At 65.9% G+C, this 14283-nt stretch carries 11 protein-coding genes and 1 pseudogene; 7 read left to right on the top strand and 5 right to left on the bottom strand.

The window, feature by feature from the left end:
• Positions 1–11: 11 nt before the first annotated feature.
• From CGUA_RS01765 to CGUA_RS01785, 5 genes are all read right to left on the bottom strand, one after another.
• Positions 12–1166, bottom strand: coding sequence for a serine hydrolase domain-containing protein (locus CGUA_RS01765; protein ID WP_290197119.1), 1155 nt, complete (start codon positions 1164–1166; stop codon positions 12–14).
• Positions 1167–1202: 36 nt separating this feature from the next.
• Entirely contained in the window at positions 1203–2033 is an 831-nt protein-coding gene (locus CGUA_RS01770; protein WP_290197121.1) for an SDR family NAD(P)-dependent oxidoreductase, read from the bottom strand.
• 393 nt (positions 2034–2426) lie between these two features.
• The gene (locus CGUA_RS01775) at positions 2427–3593 is read right to left on the bottom strand and encodes an SMP-30/gluconolactonase/LRE family protein (protein WP_290197123.1); all 1167 of its coding nucleotides are present in this window, start codon (positions 3591–3593) and stop codon (positions 2427–2429) included.
• A 45-nt stretch (positions 3594–3638) separates the two neighbouring features.
• A complete protein-coding gene (locus CGUA_RS01780) occupies positions 3639–4967 on the bottom strand; it encodes an MFS transporter (RefSeq protein WP_290197125.1) in 1329 nt (442 codons plus the stop codon).
• Positions 4968–5918: 951 nt separating this feature from the next.
• Complete coding sequence (locus tag CGUA_RS01785; protein ID WP_290197128.1) at positions 5919–6662, bottom strand: GntR family transcriptional regulator; 744 nt, start codon at positions 6660–6662, stop codon at positions 5919–5921.
• Positions 6663–7019: 357 nt separating this feature from the next.
• Between CGUA_RS01785 and CGUA_RS01790 the strand changes: the two genes are divergently transcribed.
• The 7 genes and pseudogenes from CGUA_RS01790 (at position 7020) to CGUA_RS01820 (ending at position 14281) form a co-directional block, all read left to right on the top strand.
• Positions 7020–7709 carry a TetR/AcrR family transcriptional regulator gene (locus CGUA_RS01790; RefSeq protein WP_290197130.1) on the top strand — a complete coding sequence of 230 codons (690 nt, stop codon included), beginning with the start codon at positions 7020–7022 and terminating at the stop codon, positions 7707–7709.
• Positions 7710–7742: 33 nt separating this feature from the next.
• Positions 7743–8546, top strand: a complete 804-nt coding sequence (locus CGUA_RS01795; RefSeq protein WP_290197132.1) for an enoyl-CoA hydratase-related protein — start codon at positions 7743–7745, stop codon at positions 8544–8546.
• Between the two features lie 32 nt (positions 8547–8578).
• On the top strand, positions 8579–9721 hold the full coding sequence (locus CGUA_RS01800) for an acyl-CoA dehydrogenase family protein (protein ID WP_290197134.1): 1143 nt from the start codon (positions 8579–8581) through the stop codon (positions 9719–9721).
• Positions 9722–9765: 44 nt separating this feature from the next.
• A complete protein-coding gene (locus CGUA_RS01805) occupies positions 9766–10521 on the top strand; it encodes an SDR family NAD(P)-dependent oxidoreductase (RefSeq protein ID WP_290197136.1) in 756 nt (251 codons plus the stop codon).
• A 55-nt stretch (positions 10522–10576) separates the two neighbouring features.
• Positions 10577–12148: pseudogene (locus CGUA_RS01810) on the top strand (AMP-binding protein); the annotation flags it as partial.
• Between the two features lie 183 nt (positions 12149–12331).
• On the top strand, positions 12332–13489 hold the full coding sequence (locus CGUA_RS01815) for an acyl-CoA dehydrogenase family protein (protein ID WP_290198289.1): 1158 nt from the start codon (positions 12332–12334) through the stop codon (positions 13487–13489).
• A gap of 12 nt (positions 13490–13501) precedes the next feature.
• Positions 13502–14281 carry an enoyl-CoA hydratase/isomerase family protein gene (locus CGUA_RS01820; RefSeq protein WP_290197138.1) on the top strand — a complete coding sequence of 260 codons (780 nt, stop codon included), beginning with the start codon at positions 13502–13504 and terminating at the stop codon, positions 14279–14281.
• Positions 14282–14283 lie beyond the last annotated feature (2 nt).

Here is a 14283-nt window from a genome sequence, read left to right on the forward strand (position 1 = left end):
TTGGAGGTTCCTTAGGAGACGATGGCCGCGGAGACCATGGAGGAGATCTTGAGGAAGCGTTCGACGTTGTCGCCCTCGTCCAGGACGCCGGCGGACAGGAAGGTGAAGGTCACGTCGTTGTCCGGGTCGATCCAGTAGAGGGTGGAGCCGGCGCCGTTGTTGCCGTAGGCGTTCGGGCTGGTGAAGGGGCCGAAGAAGTTGGGGGCGATGCCGTCGCCGTTGACGATGACGCCGAGGCCGATGTTTCCCTTCGGCAGCTCCCAGCCGCGCTCGTGGTTGACCATGCCGTAGAGATCGTTCATCAGCTCGCCGGTGTGAATCCTGCCCGCCCGCTCGATGACCTTCGGGGAGATCAGGTAGTCGCCGTCGAGCTCGCCCTTGCGGCGCAGCAGTTCGACCCAGGCGAAGACGTCGCGGGCGGTGGTGGTGGAGCCGACCCACGGCATCTCGGCGTTCTCGTCGATGAGGTCGTTGAAGACCTCGATGTCCTCCGGGCGAAGGAAGCCGCCCTCGAGGTAGACCTTGATGGGAACTGCGCGATCCCGCTTGTCGACGGGAAGACCGAACGCGGTGTCCCTCATGCCCAGCGGCTCGAAGATGAGATCCTGCGCGAGCTTGGCGAAGGAGTCGTAGCCGTAGACGCGGCGGGCCATTTCACCCATGAGCGCGTGGTTGATGGCGGGGGAGTAGTTCACGCGCGTGCCCGGGTCGTGGATGACGTCGACGGAACCGAGCCCTGCGATGACCGCGGAGAGATCGGCCATCTGGTCCTGGCCCACGCCGGGCAGGGGCGTGGCCGGCATTCCCGAGCGGTGGGTCAGGAGGTGGCCCAGGTTGATCTGATCCTTGCGCAGCATGTGGAACTGGTTGGTGCCCAGGAACTCCGGGATGACGTCGATGACGCGGGTGGCCAGGGTCAGCTTTCCCTCGCTCAGGGCCCGGTAGATGAGGCCGTTGGTGTAGCCCTTGGACAGGGACAGCGGGCGGAAGATGTCGTCGTCCTTGAGCGGGCGTTCGGTGGCGCGCTCGGCGTAGCCGTACACGGTCTCCAGCTCGATCTCGCCGTGCTGGGCGACGATCATGTGGACGCCGTCGTAGTCGCCGCGGTCGATGTCGGCCTTGATCTCGTCCTCGACGCGCTTGAGCTGCTTCTGGTTCAGTGCCATGGGTGATGTCCTTTGCGGGGGTGTCGGTGAGAGGAGTTAGCTGGCCAGGTAGGCGCCGCCGGAGGGGGAGAACACCTGCCCGGTGTAGTGCCTGGAGTCGTCGCTGGCCAGGAAAAGCAGGGTCTGGGCCACCTCTTCGGGCTCGGCCAGGCGCTTGAGGGGCTGCAGGGACAGCAGGGCCTGGACGTGGTCGTCGCCGGACTGGTTGAGCATCGCGGTGTTGATGCCGGCCGGCGCGAGTGCGTTGACGCGAATGCCGAAGGGGGCGAGCTCACCGGCGGCGGACTTGGTCATGCCGATGACGGCGGCCTTCGACGCCGGGTAGTAGGCCGGCATGGGAAGCGAGACGAGCCCCGCGATGGAGGCGAAATTGGTGATGGAGCCGCCACCCGCCGCCTTGAGCAGGGGAACGGCGGCGCGGATGGTGTAGAAGCTGCCGTAGAGATTGATCTTCAGGACCCGGTCGAAGTCCTCGTCCGGGATTGCCGTCATGAACTCCGGGTTGAAGGGTTCACCGGCTTTCATGGCGGCGATCATGCGGTGGTTGATGTCGTCCATCCACTCGGTGGCCCGACGTCCCGGAGTGCTGATTCCGGCGGCGTTGACCAGCGTGTCGAGCTTGCCCTCCTGCTCGGTGATCTCCTCGAAGACGGCGTTGACCGCTGCCGAATCCGAGATGTCGCAGGCGCGGGCGACGACGTTGTCGTTGCCCTCGTACTCGCGAGCGAGCGTGTCCTGGGAAATGTCGAGGGCGTAGACCTTCGCGCCCTGCTCGACGAAGGTGCGGACGGTTGCCCGGCCCATTCCGGATGCGGCGCCGGTGACGACGGCGACCTTGCCGGCGAGCTTCTGTGTTGGCTGAGTCATGGACGACCTTTCTCGATTACTTGTGGGGTGGGTCATATTCAAGCAAACTACTAGACACCTGTCTAGTAGTTGGGGGTGAAAACTTTCCCGGCCCCGCACGTCCACCTGCCGAACCGGCGTCGTTGCGTCCCTCAGCGCGGTGTTCGCGCCGTGCTCAGGGCGAGGATCGGCAGCCGCCGCCGGTTCGTCCGTGAGAACCTTCACGATCTGAAGCGTGGGCAGAATTGGGTGGCTCAGGTGCGCGCCCGAGGGGCTCGCTGCCCCCGTCCGGCCCAACGTCGCGGCTCAACTGCGCTGCTGGGCGCGGTGTTTGAGCGGGTGGCCGACCCCGGAAAACGGGAGAGGGGGCTGGGACTGTGCCCGGGCCCCCTCACTTCTCATGCGTGTCTGCGGCTACCGCTGGGACAGCTCCAGAATGTGGGTGCCGGCCACCGCTCCGACAAAGACCTTCTCTCCGACGGGAAGCGCGGTGGTGGGGTTGCCGAACCCGGCGACGGAACCCTCCGCGAACACCGTGGTGGTGAAGCTCTCCGGATCCAGTTCCAGGATGTCGTAGCGGTCCTCGGGCTGCACGCCCCCGAATTCGTAGCCCACGAAAGTGTCGAAACTGTCGATGACCTGACCGGTCACCAGGACGGCTCCCGAGTCGGTGAAGCGCAGGTTGTCCGGCATGATGTCGACGGGGGTCTCGCGAAGAACGGCGCCGGAGGAGGGGTCGAGCTCGACAAGTTTCCTGCCGCCCCAGGACGCCACGTAGAGGCTTTCCCCGTCCTCCGAGACCGCGATTCCGTTGGGGGTGGACATCGTGGACTGGGGCAGCTGGGTCCACCCGGACTCCGGAGTCCAGTGCAGCACGTGCCCGGTGTCCTCGCCCGCGAAAGCCCGCTGGAATTCATTTTCCATGTCGGCCGGGTTGAGGAAATGGGTGACGAAGAATCCGTCGCTGTTCGGGTCTGCCGCCACCCCGTTGCCGAAGCTTCCCTCCGGGAGTTCGACGCACCCGATCCAGGTGAGCCCGGGTTGCCCGCCGTCGTCCAAAACGTCGAAAACCTCGATGCTCTCCCGGCCGCCGTGGTTGACGACGTAGAGGCGTTCGGCTCCGTCGTCAGCGGATTCCACGGTGATTCCATGCGGGGAGGTCTCCTCCTCGCCGAGCGGACCCGAGCACTCCCCGAAAAGCTCAGCGTCCAGCTCGCTGGCGACGGACTGGCTGGGCCATGCCGGCGAGATCTCCGTCGTGTCCGGGTCCATGTAGTACAGCGAACCGGAGGAGCCGCTCTCACCCGGGTTCTCCGCCATGGCGCTGACGATGACCGCACCCGACGACGTCTCCACGAGGTCCTCCGGCTTGTACGGGGCGTCGATGAGCCTCTCGGACCAACCGGCGGCAGGGGCTGGCTTAGTGCGCTCCGAAGAACTCCCCGCCGCCGACGCGGACGACGAGGAGGACTCGACGGTTTCTGCGGAGGCGTTGTCGGCGGGCGGGGTGCACGACACCACAGTGAACAGCAGTGCGCCTGCCGCGAGGGCGCTCGTAATCTTCGGCGGGTTTTTCAGCATGGGAATCAGGGGCCTTTCGGGGAGTCGAACAGGGGATACGGGGGATTAGCGCTCTTCAGAGACCACGGTGACGGGTCGGCGACCGCCGTCGCGTCGGGCGAGAACCCGTGGTGAGGTCTCGCGGAGGAACAGGGCCGCCAGGGTCGCGATGAGACCGCCGCCGGCGGCCACGAGCAGGGAGGCGGACAGGCCGTGTGAATCGGCGAGGGCGCCGGCGAGGATCGGGGCGAGGAAGCCGCCGAGGATTTCACCGAAACCGACCGGAATACCGACGGCGAGACCCGCCATCGTCGGAGACACGGCCTCCACCGGGATGACGCTCAGGGCCATGCCGAGAACACCCATAGCCGCGGCGGAGACGAACATCGACAGGGCAAGAAGCGCCATATTGTCGACGTAGATCACGGCGAACGGGGCGATCACCGTGAAAGGAGCGAACATTATCGCCACCGGCTTACGGCCGAGATGATCGGAGACCATCGGAATCACGAATCCCCAGAGCGCGGTGCCCACACCGAAGGCGGACATGATCACGGACATCTGGGTCGGCGTGTAGCCGCGCTCATTGGTCATCATCAAGGGCCCGAAGACCTGCAGGACGATGGCGAAGACCATGATTCCACCGAACATCAGGACCGACATCAGGACGTTGCGGTTCCGCAGGACCTGGCCGATCTCACCCGTGGAGCGCCCTTCCCGGGGCTCCTTCCCCCGATCCTCCGCCCCACCGGCCTGTGCCTCCGGTTCCCGCATGATGCGCCACACGAAGAACGCGATGACCAGGCCCGGAAGCATCGTGAAGTAGAACGCGGAGCGCCAATCGAAGGCCTCGGCCAGGGCGACAATGGCGATCGGGGCAAGGATGGAACCGAACAGGCCCTGGGCGGTGTTCATGGCGAACCCCAGGTTGAGGCCACGACGATGCGGCGATGATTCAATCGCCAGCACCGACTGGGTGACCGGAATGGCCGGGCCTTCGAACAGACCCATGATCAAACGCAGGATGAGAAGCTGGATGAATCCGCCGACCAGGCCCTGCATCATCGACGCCACGGAGAACATGATGATGAGGAAGACCAGGAACATCCGCTTCGACGGGACCTTGTCCGAGAGCCTCCCGCCAATGACGGAGGCGATGGCCCAGGTCAGGGCGGCGGCGGCGGACAGCATGCCGACCTGCGTGTTGTTGATCCCAAGATCCTGCTGGATGTACGGCATCAGGAAGTTGATCGCGAGCCGGTCGAAACAGATGAGTCCGACGGCGAAGAAGAACAGCAGGACCAGCTTGTTCTCGTAGCTCCACAGGCTCTTCCTGGCGGAAGATTCTGGCGGGGTGACGCCAGGGGCGGGTGGGGCGAGGGTGGGACGTGACATGGCAACTCCTCAGTGAGTTACGGATGTGCAGCCGCAAGAAGACTGGAACCGGCGAGCTGTTCCGGGCATCGTGTTTCTGCGCTGGGGACGGGGAGGGGGGACGCAGGTGAGAAACGGAGGGGCAGGTCTACCGGTGGTGGTGAGGCGGCGGACCCGTCAGGCGGTCTGGTCCGCCAGCCTCGTGCATCGGCGGGGCCGTTTTCTCGGTTTCATCGACGGCGGCCTTATCGTGATCAGCCACGATGACCGCGACGCCCTCGGTGGGGTGCCGGAGGAAGTCGGAACGGTCTGTTCCGCAGTCGCGACCGGTGGTGTGGGCACCTTTTATTTTCAGGCTCATCATGTGATCACCTTTCGGAGGAGGCGCCCCAAGTGTCGACTTTGGATGTGGCTTGTTGTGATTAAGGCTGGGATTAACCCTAAAACGTGATCAGTGTTACGTCAAGATGTCGACATGATTGGCGTCCCGAGGGTGTCGAAGCGGGTCATCTCCAGGCGAGGATCTTCACTGCCGTCGCTGGAACGCGCCGCCCGGGGCGCCGGCCGAGTACCGCCTTGCCCGCGACTCGGGCGGGAATGTGGAGGCCGCAGAGGATAGGGCGAGGAAGGTCTCTCGGGAGTGTGGCCCCCGGTTCTTCTCAGCCGGGTAAGCCGCGCAGATGGCGGGGGCTGGCCCGGCGGCCCCGGATGTGAAGTGGCCGCCCGCATCCTCCTCCTGGACCGCGGGCGGGTCGTCGGCCTCAGGGAAAATCCATGCCCCTTCACCCGGTGAAGACCCTTGCCGCCACGAGGGTTCCCGGCCGACAGGGCGGCAAGCACCGCCCTCATCTGGCATGGGTGGAGCACTGATCAGGCGATATCTCGTGCCCGGCCAGAAGGAGGAATCGTGCAGAGCTGCGAGGGGGAATCCGGCAGGACCCAGACGCGCAGGGGGCAACGCCGGGCGGTGGCCTACCGGAAAGGCCACTCCCGTTCGGGCGCGTGGGTGGCCTTGGCCAACGCGATATACGCGTCGTGGGTGATGCTCATGGTCAGGGCCCGGGCGAGGCTGGTGTCCCGGCTTCTGATCGCCTCCAGCAGGCGGACGTGGTCTCTTGTGGACGCCTCCATCCGGCCGGGCCGCGACATCGACTGGCGACGCAGGCTGAGGTTGGCCAGCCCGAGGGAGTCGAAGATTTTCACCACGACCTCGTTGTTTGCTATCCGGGTGGCTTCTTCCCCGAAGTAGATGTTCGCCCAGAAAAACGACGTAAGATCATTGTCCGCGCAGGCCTTCTCCATGGAGGCGACGAGTTCCGCCATCCGATCCAGATCATTGCCCTGCCATTTATCGCAGACAAGGGTCACCGTATAGCCCGTCATCAGGGCGCGGACCTCGTAGATGTCCCCGATCGGGGAGGCCAGGAGATTGACCACGGTCGGACGCCGCCGAGGGGGGATGTCCACCAGCCCGTTCTTCTCCAAGATGAGCAGCGCTTCGCGTACCGGGGTGCGACTGGTCCCGTACTGCTTGGCCAGGTCGACTGAGTTCAAATCCGCGTTGGGCCTCAGTGTCCCGTCCACGATGGCGGCGCCCACGTCCAGGGCGATGCGGCCGACCTGGGAGTCTTCGCGTCCCGCAAGATCGAGCTTGGCGACGAGCAATTGCTCCATCGCCTTGTCGTCGTTGGTGAACGGTGCATCTGAAGCGTTCATGGGGGCCTGCGCTTTGCGGTAGGGGTAAAGAAGATTCGGGAAATCTCACCCAAATGATAGTGATCACACCGGGTTTCGGGTGGAGTCGGGCGAGGTGTCGTCGGCGAGCGTCCCTGGGGCGGGGTGGGTCGCCCCCGTGTCCTGTCCGTCACCCCGTATTGCTGCCCTGCCTCTTCCGGGGTGCGGCGGGGGCAGCGCGCCAGTGGGTGATGTCAAAAACTTTAAACGTCAGAAGTGATTGCGCTCTCAATTCATATGTGTCACACTTCACTTTAATGAACCAAGGTTCATTCAATATGAACTACAGTTCATTAATGGGCCGGAAGACGCCCTGAAAGACGACACGAAAGGACGGCCATGCCGACCTCTGACATCTCCACGAAGGCCCCCGAGACGGCCGACGAAGCCGCCAAGGCGGCGCGCTCGGACGCTCGGACCACGCAGCTGCTTCGTGCTGCGACGGAAGTCATGCAGGAGAGGGGGGCGCATGCAACCTCGATGAAGCTGGTGGCGGAACGGGCCGGCGTCTCGGTTGGTCTGATCTACCGCTATTACGCGAACAAGGATGAGCTGGTCCAGGCGGTCATCACGGGGGTGCTCGACCAGATGGCCATCGAAGTGCCGGCGTCCATCGCCCCGGTCGAGGATCCGGTTCGGCGCGTCGCCGCCGGATTCACGGCGTACGCCGAGGTCATCCGCGATAACCGTGCCGCGACGCTGCTGACCTACCGGGAAACGGGCCAGCTCGGTCCCCAGGCCCGGGAGACCGTCAAGCAGTTGGAGCTCAAGACCGGACAGCCGATGCTTCAGGCCACCCGGGAAGCGATCGCAGCCGGGTACTTCCGGCCCATGGACGCCCGCACGTACTCCTACGACCTGCTCATCGCCGCCCACTCCTGGGCCCTGAAGCACTGGTACTACACCACGCGCATGTCCTTCGAGACATTCGTGAAAACCCAGATTTCCATCCATCTCTACGCAGGCTTGAAACCGGCGTATTACGAGGCCTACTCCGACCTGCTGCTCACCGACACCATCGCCGACTAAGCCGACCCATCGGAGATCCCGAGGAGAAACACCATGACCGCACCGAACTTTGAAGACATCCTGTACGAGCGTCGCGACGCCGCCGCCCTGATCACCATCAACCGCGAGCACCGTTACAACGCCTTCCGCGCGCAGACCGTCGAGGAACTCATCAAGGCCTTCAAGATGGCCTGGGCCGACCACGGCGTACAGTCCGTCATCCTCACCGGCGCCGGCGAAAAGGCGTTCTGCTCCGGCGGCGACGTCAAGCAGCGCGCGGAAACCGGCGACTACGGACCCTCGGAGTCCGGCCTGTTCGAGATCGGCCTGCTGCACAAGACCATCCGCGACATCCCGAAGCCGGTCATCGCCGCGGTCAACGGCATCGCCATCGGCGGCGGCCACGTCCTGCACGTCCTTTGCGACCTGACCATCGCCTCCTCCACCGCCCGTTTCGGCCAGTCCGGTCCGAAGGTCGGCTCCTTCGACGCCGGCTTCGGCTCCGCGTTCCTCGCCCGCATCGTCGGCGAGAAGCGCGCCCGCGAGATCTGGTACCTCTGCCGCCAGTACGACGCAGAGACAGCCAAGAGTTGGGGCCTGGTCAATGAGGTCGTGGAGCCGGACCAGCTCATCGACGAGGCGCTGTCCTGGGCGGCTGAGATCGCCGAGAAGTCCCCGACCGCCATCCGCTTCCTCAAACAGTCCTTCAACGCGGACACCGACCATCAGGCGGGCCTGTCGAACATGGCCATGAGCGCACTGGACCTGTACGCGGTGTCGGAGGAGGGCATGGAGGGCGCCAACGCATTCGCGGAGAAGCGCCAGCCGGACTTCGCCTCCAAGGTCGTCCACCACTAGGCCGTCCACCACCAGGCCCCGGAAGGAAAACCATGGACTTCACCATCAACCCCACCACCCAGGCGCTCGTCGACGACGCCCGCGCGTTCGCCGAAGAGATCATGCCCACCGCGCAGCAGCGCGAGGATGAGCGGATCATCCGGACCGAACTGCGCCAGGAGATGGGCCGCCGCGGCTTCATCGCCCCGGAGCTGCCGAAGGAGCTCGGTGGCCAGGGACTCGACGCGCTGACCTCCGGCATGGTCATCGAGGAAATCTCCCGCGCGGACATCAACGTCTCCTACGTCCAGGTCGTCGGGTCACTGGTGGCCCAGGTCATCGTGCGTAACGCCGTCGACGAGATCAAGAACACCTGGGTGCCGAAGATCGCCAGCGGCGACGACATCGTCGCCATCGGCCTCTCCGAGCCGGAGGGCGGCTCCGATGCCGGCAACCCCCGCACGACCGCCCACAAGGACGGTGACGAGTGGGTGATCAACGGTAAGAAGTCCATGTCGTTCGCCATGCACGCCGGGGCGACCGTCATCTTCGCCCGCACCTCGGAGGACCGGCGCGGAAAAGGCATCAGCGCCTTCATCGTCGAGCTCGACCGCGACGGCGTGAGCAGGACCCCGACCAACGACATGGGCACCCTCGCCGTCGGCCGCGGCTTCGTCACCTTCGACAACGTCCGCGTCCCGGAGATCAACCTGCTGGGGGAGGAGGGTGCTGCCTTCACCCAAGTGATGCAGGGCTTCGACTTCTCCCGCGCCCTCATTGGCCTGCAGGTCATCGGCGCCGCCCAGCAGACGCTCGACGAGACCTGGAAGTACACCTCCGAGCGCATCGCCTTCGACCAGCCCATCAGCAAGTTCCAGGGCGTGTCCTTCCCCCTGGCGGAGGCGGACACCCTGCTGACCGCCGCGCGGGTCCTGTGCCAGAAGACCCTCTGGTCGAAGGACGCTGGCCGGGACCACACCAGGGAGGCCGCCATGTGCAAGTGGTGGGCGCCGAAGACCGCCTACGACGTCATCAACCAGTGCCTGCTCTCCCACGGTCAGTTCGGCTACCTGCGTGACCTGCCCGTCGAAAAGCGCCTGCGCGACGTCCTCGGACTGCAGATCGGCGACGGCACCGCGCAGATCATGAAGCTGATCATCGCCCGTCAGAACCTCGGTCGCCAGGCCGCCCCCTAAGACCACCAAAGCACCCAGCAACCCACACCCCAGGAGACACCACCATGACCACCGACACCACCATGACCGACCGCGTGTGCATCGTCACCGGAGCGGCCCAGGGCATCGGCAAGGCGATCGCCGAGCGTCTCGCCGACGAGGGCGCCCGCGTCGTCGTCGCCGACCTCAACGGCGAACTCGCCGCCACCACCGCCGCCGAGCTGCCGGGTGACGCCCTCGGCGTAGCCGTCGACGTCACCGACCGCGCCGCCGTGGACCAGATGGCCGCCGACGTGGTCGAGAAGTACGGCCGCATCGACGTGCTCATCAACAACGCCGGCTGGGACAAGATCAGCCCCTTCCTCGAGCTGGAGCCAGAGGTTTGGGACCGCATCATCGCCATCAACCTCTACGGCCCGTTGCACACCTGCCAGTCCGTCGGCAAGCGGATGGTCGAGCAGGGCGGCGGCACCATCATCAACATCGGCTCCGACGCCGCCCGCGTCGGTTCCTCCGGTGAGGCCGTGTACTCCGCCTGCAAGGGCGGCGTCGTCTCCTTCACCAAGACCATCGCCCGCGAGTTCGCCCGCTACGGCGTCACCGCCAACGCCGTGTGCCCGGGGCCGGCCGACACCCCGCTGTTCGCCAGCATCTCCGAGGAGAACCCGAAGCTGCGCACCGCCCTGGAGAAGGCCATCCCCCTGCGTCGCCTGGCGGACCCGGCGGACCTGGCCAACGCCGTCGCTTTCCTGGCCAACCCGGCCTCCTCCTACATCACCGGCCAGACACTGTCCGTCTCCGGTGGCCTGACGATGATCTGATCCCCAGACACTTCCCTTCTGACAACGGAGACACACCATGCCTACCCAGTTTGAGATGCTGCTCGACGCTGACGACCTCACCCGCTACACGGAGTCGGGACACTGGAAGAACAAGATCCTCCTCGACTACTTCGACGAGGCGGTGGCGGCCCACCCGCACAAGCTGTGCATCGTCGAGCCGAACAACCGGCACCCGTACAACCGCCTGGCCGACGACGTCGACCTCGCCGCCCACGCCCTCCTGGAGCTGGGGGTGGAACCCGCCGACGTCATCGGCATCCAGCTGCCCAACTGGTATGAGTGGCTCGTCATCCACCTGGCGGCCCAGCGCGTCGGCGCGATCACCAACCCGCTGATTCCGATCTACCGGGACAAGGAGATCGGGCACATGGCCAAGACCGCCAAGGTCTCGGTGCTGTTCATCCCGGAAACGTTCCGCCACTTCAACTACATGGACATGGTCGACCGTCTCCGTGACGATCTCCCGGATCTGAAGCACACCATCGTCCTGCGCGGCACCCACACCCGCAAGGGGTTCGACAACTTCGAGAACTTCCTGGAAATCGGGCGCGCGCGTCGGGAAGCGAACCCGGCGGACTTCTCCCCCCTGCGCCCGGACCCGAACGAGATCGCGCTGATCATGTTCACCTCGGGCACCACGGGCAAGCCCAAGGGGGTCATGCACACCCACAACACGGTCCTGGCCGGCGCCCTGCCCTGGCCGGACAAGCTGGGCCTCAACGAGGAATCAGTCATCCACATGGCCTCGACCTTCGGCCACCTCACCGGCTACCTTTACGGCGTCTCGTTGCCGCTCATGCTGGGCGCGACCGGTGTGTTCCAGGACGTGTGGAACGTCGACTACTTCGTCTACCTGGTGGAGAAGTACCGCATCAACCACACCTCCGGGGCGGCGACCTTCCTGCACGATCTCCTCTACGCCGAGAACCTAGAGCACTACGACCTCAGCAGCCTCAAGCACTTCTGCTGCATGGGCGCCCCGATCCCGCGCAGCTTCATCACCGAGGCGAAGGAGAAGCTGCCGGAGATGAGCGTCTTCGGCGGCTGGGGCATGACCGAGTGCTGCCTGTCGACGATGGGGCATCCCTCCGACCCGCCCGAGAAGATCGCCAACACCGACGGCCGCCCGCTCGACGGCATGAAGGTGCGCACGGTCGACGAGGACGGCACCGAGGTCCCGCCCAACCAGATCGGGCGCTTGCAGGTCCAGGGCCCGTTCCTGTTCCGCGGTTACCTGGGGCAGCTCGACGTGACCCGCGAGGAGATGGACGGCGACTGGTACGACACCGGTGACCTCGCCGTCATCGACGAGGACGGCTACGTCTCCCTGTCCGGCCGCAGCAAGGACGTCATTATCCGCGGCGGTGAGAACGTCCCGGTCGCCAAGATTGAGGACGTCATCATCCAGCACCCGGACGTCCGGGATCTCGTGGTCGTCGGCATGCCGCACGACCGGCTCCAGGAGATCGCCGCCGCCGTCGTCGTCATGGAACCGCACCGGGAGCCCCTGACGATGGATGCGCTCAAGAAGCACCTGGACGCCAAGTCGGTGCCGAAGCAGTACTGGCCGGAGTACCTTGAGGTCACCGACAGCATTCCGCGCACCCCCTCCGGTAAGCCGCAGAAGTTCATCGTGCGCGAGCACCTGGCGAAGGTCGCCCAGCAGCTCAAGGATGACCAGGCCGCCGAGACCTCGACCGTGACGCCGGGCCAGGTCACAGCGTCGCCGGTGCTTAAGAGCAGGAACGGCTCCTGGTGGGGCCCGGTCGACGTCACCGGCCTGGACGGCATGTTCAGCACGGAGGAGAAGACCACGGCGCTGCAGGTGCGCAAGTTCGTCGACCAGAACATCCGGCCCAACATTGCACAGTGGTACAACGACGCCCACTTCCCGCGCGAGATCATCCCGGAGCTCGGCAAACTGGGGGTGCTGGGCATGCACATCCATGGCTACGGCTGCCCCGGCAAGTCCTCGGTGCAGTACGGCCTGGCCGCCCAGGAGCTGGAGGCGGGCGACTCGGGACTGCGCACCTTCGTCTCGGTGCAGGGCTCGCTGGCGATGTCCGCCATCGCCAAGCACGGTTCCCTGGACCAGAAGCTGGAGTGGCTGCCGAAGATGGCCACGGGCGAGGCGGTCGGCTGCTTCGGCCTGACGGAGCCGACGGCCGGCTCGGACCCTGCCTCCATGCTGACCACCGCGAAGCAGGAGCCGAGCGGCGACTGGGTCCTCAACGGGGCCAAGCGCTGGATTGGTCTGGCCAGCATCGCCGACGTCGCCATCATCTGGGCCCAGACCGAGGAGATCGGCAACGGCCGGGGCGTGCGCGGTTTCGTGGTTCCGACCGACACCCCGGGCTTCAGCACCGAGGTGATCGAACCGAAACTGTCGATGCGCGCGTCCATCCAGTGCGAGATTCACCTGGACAACGTCCGCCTGCCGTCCACGGCGATGCTGCCGAAGGACTCGGCGGTCGGTCTGAAGGGGCCGTTCGCCTGCCTCAACGAGGCCCGCTACGGCATCATCTGGGGCGTCATGGGTGCGGCCCGGGACTCCTTCAACGCGGCCCTTGAGTACGGCAACCACCGCACCCAGTTCGGCACCCCGCTGACCCACTTCCAGCTGACCCAGGCGAAGCTGGCGGACATGGCGGTGGCGATCAACAAGGGCTACCACACCGCGGTGCACATCGGCCGGATGAAGGACACCGTCGGCCTGCGCCCGGAGACCATCTCCATGGGCAAGCTCGACAACACCCGCGTCGCCATCGAGATCGCGCGCGACGCCCGCGCCATGCTCGGTGGCAACGGCATCTCGCTGGACTACTCGCCGCTGCGCCACGCCGCGAACCTCGAGTCCGTCCGCACCTACGAGGGCACCGACGAAATCCACCAGCTGACCATCGGCCGCGCCATCACCGGCGCCGCCGCCTTCCACGCGGCGTCTTAGGAGAGGATGACCATGAGCACTTTCGAACAGATCACCACCTCCGTCGAGGAGGGGGTCGGGCTGATCACAATCAACCGCCCGGACAAGCGCAACGCCCTGTCCACGGTCGTCCTCGCCGAGATCGACGAGGCACTGAGCGACTGGGAGCGCAGCGACGAGGTCGCTGTCGTCATGTTCACCGGGGCCGGTGAGAAGGCCTTCGTCGCCGGCGCCGATATCAACCAGCTGAAGAACTACGACCTGGCCTACGGCTTGGCCGGCACCATGCAGAAGCTGTTCAACCGCATCGCGGACTATCCGAAGCCGACCATCGCCGCCATCAACGGCATCGCGCTCGGCGGGGGACTGGAACTGGCCATGGCCTGCGACATCCGCGTCGCCGCCGAGACCGCGAAGATGGGACTGCCGGAGACGACGCTGGGCGTGCTGCCCGGCGCGGGCGGAACCCAGCGCCTCCCGCGGCTGGTGGGCAAGGGGCGGGCCACGGAGATGATTCTCACCAGCCGCGTCATCACCGCGGCCGAGGCGCTCGACTACGGGCTGGTGACCTCCGTCGTCGCCCCCGGGGAGCTGCTTGCCGACGCCCGTGCCACCGCCGAGCTCATCCAGACCAAGGGGCCGCTGGCCATCCAGCTGGCGAAGTTCGCCATCGCCAACGGCTCCGAGGTGGACGAGCGCACCGGCGTCCTCATCGAGCGCCTGGCACAGACGCTCCTGTACACCACCGACGACAAGGCGGAGGGGGCGGCGGCGTTCCTGGAGAAGCGCCCCCCGTCCTTCCGCGGGAAGTAGGA

Source organism: Corynebacterium guangdongense (assembly GCF_030408915.1).
GTDB classification, from domain to species: Bacteria; Actinomycetota; Actinomycetes; order Mycobacteriales; family Mycobacteriaceae; genus Corynebacterium; species Corynebacterium guangdongense.